General features: G+C 62.9%; 9 protein-coding genes and 1 pseudogene. 3 read left to right on the top strand and 7 right to left on the bottom strand.

Features of this window, described 5'->3' with window-relative positions:
* Positions 1-132: 132 nt before the first annotated feature.
* Positions 133-4647 carry a strawberry notch-like NTP hydrolase domain-containing protein gene (locus tag NKH30_RS13935; protein WP_352995836.1) on the bottom strand — a complete coding sequence of 1505 codons (4515 nt, stop codon included), beginning with the start codon at positions 4645-4647 and terminating at the stop codon, positions 133-135.
* Between the two features lie 184 nt (positions 4648-4831).
* On the opposite strand from NKH30_RS13935, the gene NKH30_RS13930 reads away from it, so the two are divergent.
* On the top strand, positions 4832-6022 hold the full coding sequence (locus NKH30_RS13930; RefSeq protein ID WP_352980299.1) for a DUF1173 domain-containing protein: 1191 nt from the start codon (positions 4832-4834) through the stop codon (positions 6020-6022).
* 430 nt (positions 6023-6452) lie between these two features.
* Here NKH30_RS13930 and NKH30_RS13925 read toward each other — a convergent pair whose 3' ends face one another.
* The 5 genes and pseudogenes from NKH30_RS13925 to NKH30_RS13905 form a co-directional block, all read right to left on the bottom strand.
* Positions 6453-7265, bottom strand: coding sequence for a DUF1419 domain-containing protein (locus NKH30_RS13925; protein ID WP_352738423.1), 813 nt, complete (start codon positions 7263-7265; stop codon positions 6453-6455).
* Positions 7222-7614, bottom strand: a complete 393-nt coding sequence (locus NKH30_RS13920; RefSeq protein WP_352980300.1) for a hypothetical protein — start codon at positions 7612-7614, stop codon at positions 7222-7224. The genes NKH30_RS13925 and NKH30_RS13920 overlap by 44 nt, the downstream gene beginning before the upstream one ends.
* Before the next feature lie 84 nt (positions 7615-7698).
* A pseudogene (locus NKH30_RS33140) lies at positions 7699-8171 on the bottom strand (UCP036055 family protein).
* A 73-nt stretch (positions 8172-8244) separates the two neighbouring features.
* Entirely contained in the window at positions 8245-10395 is a 2151-nt protein-coding gene (locus tag NKH30_RS13910) for a ParB/RepB/Spo0J family partition protein (protein ID WP_352980302.1), read from the bottom strand.
* Positions 10396-10681: 286 nt separating this feature from the next.
* A complete protein-coding gene (locus NKH30_RS13905) occupies positions 10682-11878 on the bottom strand; it encodes a DUF932 domain-containing protein (protein WP_352980303.1) in 1197 nt (398 codons plus the stop codon).
* Positions 11879-12293: 415 nt separating this feature from the next.
* Here NKH30_RS13905 and NKH30_RS13900 point away from each other — a divergent pair, with 415 nt between their 5' ends.
* Together NKH30_RS13900 and NKH30_RS13895 are read left to right on the top strand one after the other, a co-directional pair.
* Positions 12294-12536, top strand: coding sequence for a DUF982 domain-containing protein (locus tag NKH30_RS13900; RefSeq protein ID WP_352995832.1), 243 nt, complete (start codon positions 12294-12296; stop codon positions 12534-12536).
* Positions 12537-12737: 201 nt separating this feature from the next.
* Positions 12738-12959: a hypothetical protein gene (locus NKH30_RS13895; RefSeq protein ID WP_352995830.1), complete on the top strand. Its 222-nt coding sequence runs from the start codon at positions 12738-12740 to the stop codon at positions 12957-12959.
* Positions 12960-13439: 480 nt separating this feature from the next.
* On the opposite strand, the gene NKH30_RS13890 is transcribed toward NKH30_RS13895, so the two are convergent.
* Positions 13440-13652: a cold-shock protein gene (locus NKH30_RS13890; RefSeq protein ID WP_127298034.1), complete on the bottom strand. Its 213-nt coding sequence runs from the start codon at positions 13650-13652 to the stop codon at positions 13440-13442.
* Positions 13653-13761 lie beyond the last annotated feature (109 nt).

The following is a 13761-nucleotide window of genomic DNA, read 5'->3' as shown; positions in this document are numbered from 1 at the left end:
CGACATCCCGCTCACTTCTTTTTTGGCCCATCGCGTGGGGGTGGTTTCTTATTTGGGGCGCCCGCCGCGGGGTATTGTCCGCGGGGGGGGGGGGCCAGCTCGGATGCCGAGCCGGACATGACCGCCTCCCCCTCAAACCGCTGCTGTACGGTCGGTGACGCCAACCAGCGTATGGCTGTCGATAAGCGTGGCGAGAATGGCGGACCCTTGCGCGGTCGTCGGGATGAACAGCCGCAGCTTCCAGGAGATGATCTCGGAGATCAGCCCCAGCGCCTTCAGCCGAGGGACCATCGCGTCGGTGAAGCCGATCAATTCGACACGGTAGTCGTTCATGACCCGACTGCGGCGCAGGATCAGGCCGTCGGCAAGCTGAAACCCGATCCGCCCCTCGATCAAGCCGGTCCATGCCTCGTCCGGAGCGAGGGTCGGAACATCGTCGACGCCGAGATTGCGCAACATGGTCGCGACCAGCGTCGGCGCGATGTGGCGGCCGATGATGCGTTCGCCGGCGTCGGTCTGGATCCGGTAGACCTGACAATCATGGTCCGGCAGCCGACGCCAGATCGGCAGCAGCAGACCCGTCACGATATGAAAGGTGCTGGTGGTGAACTCCGGGACGGCGGCGACTTCTGCCTGCCACAGGTCGCAGAACAATTTTCGGTCGGCGGGCTGCCAGTGGGTTTCGGCAAGCGCGTCGAGACCGAAGCGCAGCCCGTCCGTTGGCCGCAGCAGGCGCACTCGGTGTTCGACGGTTCCGTCGTCGAGCATCAGGCTCGCCGTCGGCAGCCGGATCGCCGCGCGGTTCGACCGCGTGTGCACCAACAGAACCGATTGCGGCTCGGCCCGGACGATGGCCAGCGCGTCGACGAGACTGAGCGGCAGAATCCGGTCCTTGCGCGCGACGGTCAGCACATGCGACTGCGCGCCCGAGACCGGGTGCGCGTAGACGGTGCGGCGATCGGTGACGACGATGCTCTCCGCCGTGATCGTCTCCAGCCCCCTGTCGTAGTTACCGGCGGCGATGGCGCCTTCGATCTTAGCCGCCATCAGCTGCTCGAACACCTCGAACAGCAGATTCTGGGTTTCGATGCGCAGCGCCAGCAGGCGATTGAGCCAGGTCGTGATCGGCGGCAGCTCGTCACGCACCCCGCCCTGGTCAGTCGTCAGCGACAGCCCGGTCACGGTCTCGAACGTCGTGAGCGAACAACCTTCGATCCTGCCCTGATGCAGCAGCATGTAGAATTGGCGAAGTGCGGCCCGCGCGTAGGGGCTTTCGAGATTGTCCTCGGCACGGAACAGCCCTGCCCCGCCGGTCTGGCGCTGGCCGCGCGTGATCGCGCCCAGCGTGTCGAGCCGTCGTGCGATCGTCGACAGGAAGCGCTTGCCCGCCTTCACATTGGCGGCCATCGGCCGGAACAAGGGCGGTTGCTTCTGATTTGTGCGGTGCGTCCGTCCGAGACCCTGGATGGCATTGTCGGCGCGCCAGCCGGCCTCGAGCAGATAGTGCTTGCGCAGCCTCTGGTTCCTGACCCCGAGATCGGCGTGGTAGGAGCGGCCGGTGCCGCCGGCGTCGGAAAAGATCAGCACGCGCTTGTGGTCATCCATAAAACTCTGGGTCTCGGCGAGATTGGCCGAGCCCGGGCGGTTCTCGACGGCAAGCCGGTCGATACCGTCGCGGCCGGTCTTCTTGACGATGCGCCGCGAGCGGCCGGTCACCTCGGCGACGGTGTCGGTGCCAAAGTGATGGATGATCTGGTCAAGGGCACCGCCGACCGGCGGCAACGACGCAAGCCGCTCGACCATCTCGTCGCGCCGGCGAACGGCCTCCCGGCACTGAACCGGATTGCCATCTTCGTCGTGAACGGGCCGCGAATAGACATTGCCATCGGCGTCCGAGTATTCCTCGAACAACTGCGTCGGGAAGGAATGCATCAGGTACCCGCCGACATATTCCCGCGGCGTGACGTCGACATGCAGGTCCGACCATTCCTCGGTCGGGATTTCGGCAAGTCGCCGTTCCATCAGCGCTTCGCCGGTCGAGACGATCTGCACGACCGCCGAATGGCCGCCGGCAAGATCCTGTCCGATCGCGCCGATCAGCGTCGGCGTCATCATCGAGGTGATCAAATGCGAGAAAAAACGTTGCTTGGTACTTTCAAAGGCCGAGCGCGCCGCCGATTTTGCGTTGCGGTTCAGCGTGCCAGCCTCACTGGTGATGTTGGTCGCCTCGAGTGCGGCGGTCAGGTTGTTGTGAATGACCTGGAAGGCGTCCGCATAGGCGTTGTAGATGCGGATCTGTTCGTCGGTCAGCGCGTGCTCGAGAAGGTCGTATTCGACCCCGTCATAGGAGAGCGAACGCGCCGTATAGAGGCCGAGCGATTTGAGGTCGCGGGCGAGCACTTCCATCGCCGCGACACCGCCGTCCTCGATCGCGGCGACGAATTCGGCACGGTTGGCAAATGGAAAATCCTCGCTGCCCCAGATGCCGAGACGTTGCGCATAGGCGAGGTTCTCGACGGCGGTCGCACCGGTCGCGGAGACGTAGACAACGCGGGCATCGGGCAGCGCGTGCTGCAGCCGCAGGCCTGCCTTGCCTTGCTGCGACGGCGCGACGTCGCCACGCTCACTTTTGCCGCCAGCGGCGTTGGCCATGGCGTGCGCTTCGTCAAAGACGATGACGCCATCGAAAGATTTTTTTGCCCCCGACGGGTTTTCTCCAATCCCTGTCTGGCTTTCTTTAGTCCCCGTCGGGCCTTCGGCCCTCCTCGCCTCTTGGCCCACCCAGTCGAGTATCTGAGCGATCCGGGATTTCTTGCCCTCCCGTTCCTGCGAGCGGAGCGTTGCGTAGGTCGTGAACAGGATGCCTTCGGCGAGGCGGATCGGCGTGCCCTGCCGATAGCGTGAGAGCGGCTGCACGAGGAGTTTTTCCTGGCCAAGTGCCGCCCAATCGCGCTGGGCGTCTTCCAGCAATTTGTCGGACTTGGAAATCCAGATCGCACGGCGGCGGCCCTGCAGCCAGTTGTCGAGGATGATGCCGGCGACTTGCCGCCCCTTGCCGCAGCCGGTTCCGTCACCCAAAAACCATCCACGGCGGAAGCGGACAGCGTTCGCAGCACCTTCTGGCGCGGCCGAGACGACATCGCAGGTCTCGTCAACCGTCCAGGCTCCGGTGAGATGGCCGCAATGGGCTTCGCCGGCATAGATGACGCTTTCGAGCTGGGCGTCCGACAGAAGGCCCTCGTCGATGATCGCATTAGGAACAAGCGGCCGATAGGAAGGCTTGGGCGGCGCGACGGCGGCCATCGCGGCCGACTGCACCAGCGGGGTCGGATGCGGTTTGGCGCGGGGAATGTCGATCGACTGGAGCGCGTAGGGTTCGTAGATCGTGTCGGTAAGCCGGCCGCCCTCCTCCGGAATCCAGTCGCGCAGCTCATAGGCGATCGGGACGGCAGGCGTGCTGTTTGCCGTGACCCGGCGAGCGGGCTTCGCCCGCACAATCGGACGGACCCATTGGATGGCCTTCGCAGCAGCCGTTGAGACACCGAGGGGTGCGGCTCTCGTCCACGATCGGGCACCCATGTGCATGGCGGCATTGCTCAGGATCCCGTTCGGTTGGGCACCGATCGAGTCCGGAAAGCCGCCCGGTGTCCGGGGCGGCAGATCCGTGATCCAGGAGAGCAGCGTTTCGACATCCGTGGCCTTGCCGGGCGACCGGACGAAGCAGGTCGGGTCGGCGGCCGGTACCTTGTCGATAATTGTCAGGCGGGTCTCAGTAGTAGTGCCATGGCGGGCGTAGACACGGCCGTCGATCGCCGCGGTGAAGATGGTGGTGCCCTGCTGCTGCAACCGTTCGAAGGCGGGCCGCCATTTGGGGTTTTCCGGAGACAACCCGGTGCCGGTGATGGCGACCAGGCGCCCGCCCGGACGCAGGCGTGCGAATGCGGAGGAGAGATGCCGCCATGCCGCGTCAGTGACGTGGCCGTCGACATAGGCGCCGACGCTGAAGGGTGGATTCATCAGGACGACGGACGGCTCCATGGCCGCGTCGAGATGATCGTCGATATGGGCGGCGTCGTGCCGCGAGACGGTGAACCGGGGAAACAGCAGGCCGAGGAGATCGGCCCGCGTCGCGGCAAGCTCGTTGAGGGCGATCGATGCGCGCGCCATCTCCGCATGGACGGCCAGCAGGCCCGTGCCGGCCGAGGGTTCGAGAACGAGGTCGCAAGTTGCGATCGCCGCGGCGTGCGCCGTGACGAAGGCCAGCGGCAAGGGCGTGGAGAGCTGCTGCATGGCCTGGCTCTCGTCGGACCGTCGCGTATGGGTGGGAAGAAGGTCAGCGATGCGCTTCATCATCGCCAGTGTTGCCTGCGGCGTGGTCGACCGGGACAGGATCGCCGGGCCGAACCGGCGCAGAAACAGCACCTGGGCGACTTCGAGCGCCTCATAGGCGTCCTTCCAGACCCAGAACCCTTGCGCATCGCTGCCGCCGAAGCTGTCGGTCATGGCAACGCGCAGTGCGGCGGTGGTGACAGGCTCGCCCTGTTCGAGGAAAGGCAGAAGCCGCATTCCCGCCTGATAGATCTGTGCCGGCGCGGCGAGGGGAGCGGCCGTCCGGGCAACGGTCGACGTGGTCGAAACGATGTTCATGGAGATGTCCTTCGCGAGAGGGGAGTGGCGCCCGCGCCGGCACTCTCTCCGCGCCAGCCGGGCCGCACTCCTCCCGGCTCCCCTCTGCCTCTGGCGCCGATGCACCAAAGGGGTTGCACTCAGCGCAAAGCCATGACTCAATGCGCGGACAGGGATGCGGCGGCGACCTGGAGCTGCGGAGGTGATGCGACGATTCAGAATTGGCGGTGAGGTCTACGAGGAGGGAGCGCCTGACCTGCAGGCTGCGCTGGCGAACGCCTATACCCGCACCGAGCGTCCGCTATGCCTGTGCCGCGAGCCGGGCTGCCCGATGTACATCGCTCGCATCGGCGACCTTCATCTGATCAAGCGCATGCCACTGAGCGGCGGCGGGCATGATCCGTCCTGCGATTCGTATGAATCGCCTTACGAACTATCCGGCCTGGGCGCCTTGATGGGCAGCGCGATACAGCTCGATCCGCAAAGCGGCATGGCGGCTTTGAAGCTCGATTTCAGCCTGTCGAAGACGGGGAGCCGGGCAGCGTCGGTGCCCGCTGGCGAGAGCTCCGCCAGCGTAACCGCCGATCCCAGGAGGATGTCGCTGCGTGGCCTCCTTCATTATCTCTGGCACGAGGCCGAATTGACGGTCTGGACATCCCGATGGGCCGGCAAGCGACATTGGTGGAATGTCCGCTGGCATCTGCTCGAGGCTGCCGGGCAAATGACGGTGAGGGGCGGATTGCTCGCGGATATCGTGTTCGTACCCGAGCCGTTTCGCGCCGAGAACAGGCAAGCGATCGAACATCGTCGTAACGCTGCCCTTGCTGCCGCTCTACCGCCGAAATCCGGCCCACGAAAGCTACTGGTTCTGGTCGGCGAGGTGAAAGAGATTGTTCCTGCCCGCTCCGGCCAAAAACTTGTCATAAGACATTTGCCCGGCTTTCCCTTCATCATCGACGATGCATTGCACCGCCGCTTGCAGGCTCGTTTCGAGAAAGAATTGTCGCTGTGGGGAGCGGATTCCAGCTCACATCTGATGGTGATCGCGAACTTCGGACTGAACCCGGCCGGCCTCGCCATTGTCGAGGAGGTCGCGTTGATGGTGGTATCAGAGAACTGGATTCCTTACGAGACGGTGCCGGAAAAGCGGCTCGTCGATGCGCTTGCGCGCCTTCACGAGAAGAGCGTGAAGGGATTGCGCTACGACCTGCAAACCGACCAGCCGATCGCCAACGCTTTGCTCCAGAACAGGGATGAGCCGATCGCGCTCTTTGTCGTCCCCGCCGGTTCGGACGAGACATACGAGGCTTCGTTGCAGGATATGATCGCGAACCGACCGGAGATGGGTGCGTGGACCTGGCGGGTCGGTGACGGGGAGATGCCGGCCCTTCCATAGGCTGGGACGGCATCTCAGATTTCCATCAATGTCGTGAATCGATTGGCAGTCACCGATTCAGACAATGCGTTGGACAAGGATCCCCGCTGTCTTGGGCCATGACGGTATGGTGAGGGGTGACCAGCGATCGTCCTTTTCGGTGAGCATGCTGCGGGTTTGCGAAGGTCCGCGGCGTAAGCACAGTGGGCGCCTGGTCGTTCTCAGCGTTGAACTCGGCATGCCATTCGACCTGTCCGAACCCCGCGTTGCATCGGCGAGCGAAACGCTGGAGAGTTGGCTTTCGCATCGGCGTCCGTCCGGGGCGGAACTGCGGTCGATGGTTGCGGTGGGTGGCGGTGTGCGCCGGTATCGGCAACGATCTGGGACACCCAAGCCGACGGTATAAGTCGAATACGCTTCATAGCTGCGCTTGTCCGCCCGTGTCGGCTGCTTACGAAGGGTCCTCATCGTTGTCCCCTCCCCTCCTGGCGCGGCGTGCGCGAATTGCCGGCATGCGGCTGTCGATCTCGTCGTCCGACAGCTCTTCGAGCAGTTTCAGGATCGTGCCGTGGCCACCGTTGTTGACGAGAACGACGCGTTTGCCACGATGCTCCGCGGGCCAGGCGTGGGGATTGATCTCGCCGGCGATCCCCTTGAAGTCGGGATGCGTCGCGTTCCAGATCGCCTCGAGCTTTTCCTCGCGGGTCATGCTGTCGCTCGCGCCGGTCTCGTGGGCGATGATGGCGGCGCGCATCTTGTCCGGGGACTGTCGATCCGTGAGGTCGCAAAAGCCATGAAACCAGCGTTCGCGGCCCCGGATCCGGATCGCGAAGAATACGCTGGTCACGTTGCCGGCCTTGAACTCCGACATGCCGAACATGCCGGTGCGCATGAAGAGCGGCGGCAGCAAATCGAGCATGAAGTGATATTCTGACGCGGTGATCTGGAACCACTCGCCTGAATAGGGAGTGCCGGAAAGCGGATCGATGCCGGGAGTGTCTTTGTGTCGGCTGAACAGTTGGAACATCTGCTCTCGGGTGGCGACGCCGTTAAGCACCTTCCTGAAGGGTGGATGTGCGGTCATGGAGTTCTCCTGAACGCAGATCGGCCACGCGCGGCATGAACCGCGTCGTGGCAACTGCTTGGTGGTTTTGAAGTTGTCGACTGGCCGAGCCTGCGGTCGGCGCGCGTTGTACCGGCGATGATGGGGTTTGCAGGGTTCAGGCGGCGCGTCGTTCGGAGGAAGGCGAAGCGTCTCGACCAACCCCGGTGATGCCACGCACGGCGGCGGCGAGCGCCGGGATGTCGTCGAGCATGCCGAGCGCAACGAAGTGGTTGGCCCCGCCAGTATAGTCCTTGCGGCCCTTGCAGGTGCGGATCAGGATGCCGTGACCTGAGGACAAACCGAACTGGCCGACCTGGATGTAGGCGCGGTCATGGTGCAGGATAATTTCGCCGGAAACGGCAATGCCCCCCTTGTTCGAGCGCAGGTCAAAGCTTCCCTGCGGCAGGTTTAGTTGGGCAGCGAGTTTCTTCAGCCGTGAACGGGCTGTCGTGTGAAAACGTCTCTTCTGCTGCTCGTCATAGGAGCAGCTTCTGTTCCAGTCGAACATGTCGATCTCCATGAAATGGAACAGGCCCGCGATCCCTCGCGCGATCCCGGGCCCATCATCGGGCGGGGTTAAATGGTGAAGCGATCAGGCGGCCGTGCGGCCCTCGATGCCGTCGGCGCCGACCTCATCGGCGGAGACCTCTTCGAGATAGGCCCGGCTGTACGAATTGATGGCGAGCCAGCGTTCGGCCGCCTCGCGATCCTTGGCGAGATAGAGGAGTTCCGGGCTGTCGCCGAGTTCCTGCAGGACGCGGACCATGCCGATCGTGGGACGCTCGATGATCTCGAAACGCAGGCCGCTCTCGACGGACCAGGTTCGTCTGAGACCACGATGATGCCGCCCTGCCCGAAATCGCCCTCATGCAGGGTGAAATGGGCCGGCGAGCTATAGGTCTCGCGCTCGCGAGGCGGTTCCTTCCTGACCAGGCGACCGACGCCGTTGCGGCTCTCCCAGGCGGCGAGTTTCTTGGTGAAGCGAGCCGGCGGTTTCGCGGTGCCGTCGCTGTACTGGATAACGCTCCCCAGAGCAGCGGATTCGTACACGATATGTGCGGACATGCGGGTTTCTCCATGTCGGAAAACGAAAAAGGGCCCGGCGAGAGTGCCGGGCCCGGTGCGAGCGTGAGGCCGATTATTCAGCGGCCTGGAGGTGGTCCGCCTCGTCGCCGTCGATGGTCACAGGCTCATCGGACGACGTATCCGCATCGTCGGCGAGGAAGGCCGGCAGCTCGGCGGCATCGCCGTCGAGAGCCGCCTCTTCCGACATGTCGCCGGCAACCGCGTCGCCCGCATCGGTAGCCACTTCATCGACCTCAAGCCGCAGCGGCTCGGGCAGCCAGCTTGATCCTTCGAGAAGACGGGCGGCTTCACGGGCCATGATGTCCTTCTTCATGTGGTCGATCAGCTGCGCGGAGTCTGCGCCACGAGCTTCACGGACAGCCTGTAGAATCCGCGCCTTGGTGAGCCGCCCGAGGAACTCGACGGTAGGCGTCCAGCCGGCGTCGACCATGTCGAACTGGAGCGAGCGGCCAAGCACTTCTGCATGCTCGAGCGCCTTCGGTCGCCTGTTCCAGGGTTCGACCACCGCATTGAGAGTCAGCGAGACGCAGTGCGCGAACAGCGCCTTGCGGCTTGCTTCGTCGAGGCCGAGAAGGAAGTCCCACAGGCCATCCGCTTCATCGGGCAAATCGCGATCCCAGGCTTCGTGCCGCTCGGCGATCTCCTTGGCCCAGGATGTCTCGGCAAGACCGTCGACCTGGCTGAAGCTGCCGCTCTTCAGGCTGATCTCCAGGCACGTGTCCGGCGCGAAGCGATAGAAGACCTGCAGGACGAAGGCATGGAGTGCGGCGACGAAGGCGATGTCGACGTCACCGGCGAGCGCGTTGCGCAGTGCCAGCGTCCGCTGCGCTGTCAGGTCGAAGACGAGCCGATCGGGCAGTGGCTTGATGCCATCGTCCTCGCCGTCGTCACTAGCGCTGTCGTTCACCGGCTTGCCGTTGACGACAACACCATCGCCATCGTCGTCGCCATTGGATCGGGTTCCGCCGTCGGCGCACCCTTCCTCCCCCTCATCGACGTCGCCGGTTTCGGTCCGCGGCTCGTCCTCGGACCGCACGAAACCGGCGTCGACCTGGAGCTTGCCGTTCGCGGAAAGCGTAACGAACACACCGGCAATGGCCTTCTGGGCGGGATCGTAGCTTTGAGGACGATCATTGATCGCATCGAGCTCGGCACCCAGTTGGTCGAGCTTCGCCTCGATTGCTTCGTCGGCATCCTCGGCCTGGGCGTAGTCCGCATCCAGCTTGTCGTATTCGGCCTTCAGCGCGTCGTAGCGTTCGATCTCCTCGGCGCTGAGCTCCTGCGCCTCGGCGTAGATGCGCCGCATGCCGGAGGTGTGGCCATAGGGAAAGCTGATCGCCGCCTCGACCCATTTCCAGCCTTCGGCGCGAATCGCCTCGGCATCCACCTTCAGCCTGTCGAAGACAAGCTGCTCGAGGAGCGCCGCATCTTGGAACCAACCGCCGGAATCCTGCTCGAACAGGTCGCGAAGGATGACCCCACCGGCAGCCTCATAGGCTTCGGCACCGACATAGACGGCCCGGCGATCGTCGGCGCGAACGGTGGTCTCCGTCAGCAGACGCCTGATGTAATAGGGTTCCTGCGTGTGGGAGCTGGAGATTCGCTCCCAGACCTGCTCCTGGCGCCCGTGATCGTCCGAGATCGAGAAGGCCATGATTTGCTCAAGCCGGATCTCGTCATTCTCGTAGAGGTCGAGCAGCTTCGGCGATACCGATGCCAGCCGCAGGCGCTGCCTCACCGTCGCCGGCGATACGAAGAAGCGGGCACCAATCTCCTCGGGATCAAGACCCTGATCGCTGAGCGTCTTGAAGGCCCGGAACTGGTCGAGCGGGTGCAGGTCGGCGCGCCGCAGGTTTTCGGCAAGCGAATCCTCCTCGGCCGAGGTCTCCTGCCCGCGGTTGACGATGCAGGGGATTGGCTCGGTCTTCGCCAGGCGCTTTTGCTTGATGAGGATGCCGAGCGCGAGATAACGCCGGCCGCCGGCGGGCACCTCGAACGTGCCGGTCTCCTCGCCCTCGCCGTCGAGCACGGGACGGATGTTCAGGCTCTGGATCAGCTTTCGCCGTCCGATGTCTTCGGCCAGCTGCTCGATCGACACGCCGTCCTTGATGCGCCGAACATTCTTCTGCGACAGCATTAGCTTGTCATAGGGAATATTCTCCGCGGCGTTCATCGCGATCTTCTGAATGGCGTTCTTTGCCATGGTCAGGTTCTCCATGACGGGCGGCCCGGGGCCTCTCCCCGAACCTCCAAGCCCGTCAGGAAACCCTCCCCTCCCCCCTCTGCCTCCAGGCCTCACGCCGACCCGGCCCCGGCTCGCGGATCTCGACGCGACCGAGCCGCCCGAGGGGCCTCCAGCATGTTGGCTCACCGGGTTCTATCCACGAAAAAAGCGCCGTCCTCCTGCTTAGGAGGACCGCGCTGGAATTGATGGAGACGGCCGGAGACGAGGCCAGCGGCGAGAGTTTTCGCCGCCGGCTTCTGTGGACTCAGTTGGCGAAATCGAGAAGCTTCTTGGCTTTGCCCTCCATGTCCAGGCGGACATCCTGATGCGACTTGTCGCGCGCGACCCGCGTGATGCCCTGCACGAAATCAAAGATCGATTCCGGTGGTCTGCCTTCCTCCATGAGAACAGTATCGATGATCTTCGTGGTCTCGGACTTGGAGAAGCCGCGCTTGCGCAGGAAGCCCTGGCGATCGTCTTCGTCTCGGGCAACGATCCTTTGCCGCGCCGTCTTGATGCCGTTGACGAACGGCATGGGCGAGGAATCGGCAAACTGGATCAGGGCCGGTTCGGCTTCCAGGGCAAAACGGGAGGCCGCGTATTTTGAATGGCGGATGGTGATTTCCTCGAAATCTTCCACGCCCCACAGATTTCGATTCTGACATACTGCGCGCAGATAGAAGCTCGCGATGCCGAGCGTGCGGGCTCCGACTTCGGAGTTCCAGCAGTAGAAGCCGCGAAAATAGAGATCCGGTTCCCCATTCGGCAGCCGCCCGGCCTCGATCGGGTTCAGATCGTCGACGAGGAAGACAAAGACATCGCGATCTGACGCGTAGAGCGTCGTGGTGTCGCGGGAGATGTCGACGTGCGGATTGTAGATTCCCGTCGACCAATCGAGCACTCCTGGCACCTTCCAACGGGTGTCGCCAGTACCGTTGCCGGCGATTTTCTGCACGGCGTCGACGAGTTCTGAGTCAAATATTCTGCCGTAATCCGGGCCTGTCACCGCCCGCAACTCGAGGCGCCCGTTCTCGATTTCCAGCGTCTTAACCTGTTCGGCGCGGTGGTTGAGGAGACCGTGCTGAAGGTTGATCGCCGCGAGCGGGGCTGGAAGCTGCCGCAGATAGGTGGCTGGTGCGCCGACCAAGGAGGCGAGTTGGCCAAAACTCCAATGCGTGGGGGCAACAGGGCCACGCGCATCGGGCAGCATTAGCCTCAGACGCTCCGGATCGTCGCGGCTGGCCTCGACGCGGATCAGCTCACTTTCGACGATGCGGGTCTTGCTGCGCTCCGACCGGCTCTTCACCGCATTTCCAAGGTCCTTAAGCGACAGGTATCGCTCGTCCGCCGGCCGGTTGAACCATTCTGACGACACGCGGCCAATACGCTGGCCGCGGCTGACGTCGACCTTGTAACCGGCACGCTCGTTGCGCTCTGGCGCAAGAATTTCCATCTGGGTCATGGGTGTTGCTCCTTGGCGGGCGCCGGGAGACTCTCTCCCGGACCTTTACCCGCCACCGCAACCCGCCCGCCCTCTTCCTCTCCTGCACCAGCGCGCCCTATCAGGTCGCCATTGCAGCAGCCGCCGCTTCAAGGCTGCCACCCAGGAAGGAAGGCGCGGGCTTCGGAAAGCCCGAGCCTGGGACCAAGCGCCGTTCACCTTCCGGCCGCGACAGAATTCCGCGCTGCTTTCTTGCACACCAAGACTTGGACCCATCCGGATTTCAGGTAACGGCCTGCTGAAATTGGACAGGCAATTTGTGTTGAGATTGAGCAACTGCAGGTTCTCTTCGGGCCCTAGCCAATACATGTATGAATTGACCCCACGTCATGATACGCGAAGACCGTGTTCTGGTCGGAATTGAGAGTGCAATTGCATGTCGAGCAGGTTCGTCCGGCCCGTGGTGGTGCAAGTTGGTCGGCATGACCGTGAGCGCGTCATATTCGATGTGAACGACGCAGCCACGATCCTGCTGCGGAGTTTCCCTCATCAGACGAAGAAACGAAAACTGGCTATGGATGCATGTCTTCAGGTTCTGCGTGGTGAAGCCCGGACGCCGGTAGCGAGACGGGCCTTTGTTACAGCGGCGTTAGAAGCGAAAATCCTACGCAGCGACTGAGGTCCAAATTGATAGTAGCCTCGAGGGCTTCCAAAGTGACTGGGGGAAGCTGGGCTTCACGCCCGTCGCAGCGATGACCGGGATTTGTGCAGCCGAAGCAGAACATCAAGCCCTGCCGTCGTGGAAACAACCCGACGTTCATCTGCTTGACTCGACAACGGTCAGGAAGACGGCAATATTTACCTCGATCGGAGATGGCATATGCGAAATTTGCCGAGCGACATCGATGCTGACGTTGTGATCGAAGTCAGTCGGCTTATCGATGATGCCGAGGATCTCTTGCCTTTGCCGGTGCACGAACTGGTCAAACGGATTCGTACGATACTGCAGACCCGGCTTTCCGATCAAGCAATCGAAGAGCTGGTCGTCGAGATGGCGTCGAACCGTGGGTTGCCCATGGTCTTCGACAAGCCTGCAGCGTAGTCAATTCTTCCACATCTCTTGCGAAAATATCTGCAAAAGCAGGCGGCGAATTGCCATTGCCCTTCGAATGGACCGACAAGAATGGCAGGCCGAGAAAACAGCCATGGATCAATCTTCCGCCTGCCGGGTGGCGAAGGTAAGCCATCGACTTGACAGCTCTCATCATGGTTCTCACCCGATGAAGTGGCAACGCGATATTGGACGATTCTGGGCATCGAGATCGCGCAACCAGCGGCCGGACGTCGTCGCCTCAGCATTTCTCGCGCAAGAAAAAGGCCGGACCAAAGGTCCGGCCAGGTATGAAGGTTAAAACCTCCAGAGGGGAACGCGCCGGACGAATGGGAGGAAACATCCGACGCACCGCGCATATAGGTCAGGAAGGTGGCACTTCAACGACATGCCTGTAGGCCACCAGACTTGATCATCTTGGTGCACTGAAGCTTGCGTGCTTCATGCGCTTGCCGAAATCACATGGCTGGTTCAGCCAGCCTTGCTCAGGTTGCCGGCCGACGATTTGCCGGTCCGCCGGTCCTGTTCTATCTCATAGTTGACCTTCTGGCCGTCAACGAGCGTCGACAGCCCAGCGCGTTCGACAGCAGAAATATGGACAAAAACGTCTTGTCCACCACTGTCAGGCTGAATGAAGCCAAAGCCCTTGGTCGCGTTGAACCACTTTACCGTTCCAGTCGCCATATAGGTGTTTCCTTGCCGCAGGTGTCTACGTGTCCGTTTGGCTGGCCGTACCGGCCGCTGCCATCAGATAGGATGCAGCAAATGGCGGTAATGGCAAGCCTTTGCCCTG

Origin of the sequence: Mesorhizobium sp. M1273 (assembly GCF_040318195.1) — a bacterium.
Taxonomy (GTDB): domain Bacteria; phylum Pseudomonadota; class Alphaproteobacteria; order Rhizobiales; family Rhizobiaceae; genus Mesorhizobium.
The sequence above is the reverse complement of the archived record's forward strand: the minus strand, read 5'-3'. Positions and strand labels throughout refer to the sequence as shown.

Excerpts from the sequence above, each read along its gene's own strand:
- NKH30_RS13935 (WP_352995836.1), bottom strand. The coding sequence starts at position 4,647 with ATGAACATCGTTTCGACCACGTCGACCGTTGCCCGGACGGCCGCTCCC.
- NKH30_RS13930 (WP_352980299.1), top strand. The coding sequence starts at position 4,832 with ATGCGACGATTCAGAATTGGCGGTGAGGTCTACGAGGAGGGAGCGCCT.
- NKH30_RS13920 (WP_352980300.1), bottom strand. The coding sequence starts at position 7,614 with ATGTTCGACTGGAACAGAAGCTGCTCCTATGACGAGCAGCAGAAGAGA.
- NKH30_RS13910 (WP_352980302.1), bottom strand. The coding sequence starts at position 10,395 with ATGGCAAAGAACGCCATTCAGAAGATCGCGATGAACGCCGCGGAGAAT.
- NKH30_RS13905 (WP_352980303.1), bottom strand. The coding sequence starts at position 11,878 with ATGACCCAGATGGAAATTCTTGCGCCAGAGCGCAACGAGCGTGCCGGT.
- NKH30_RS13900 (WP_352995832.1), top strand. The coding sequence starts at position 12,294 with ATGTCGAGCAGGTTCGTCCGGCCCGTGGTGGTGCAAGTTGGTCGGCAT.
- NKH30_RS13895 (WP_352995830.1), top strand. The coding sequence starts at position 12,738 with ATGCGAAATTTGCCGAGCGACATCGATGCTGACGTTGTGATCGAAGTC.
- NKH30_RS13890 (WP_127298034.1), bottom strand. The coding sequence starts at position 13,652 with ATGGCGACTGGAACGGTAAAGTGGTTCAACGCGACCAAGGGCTTTGGC.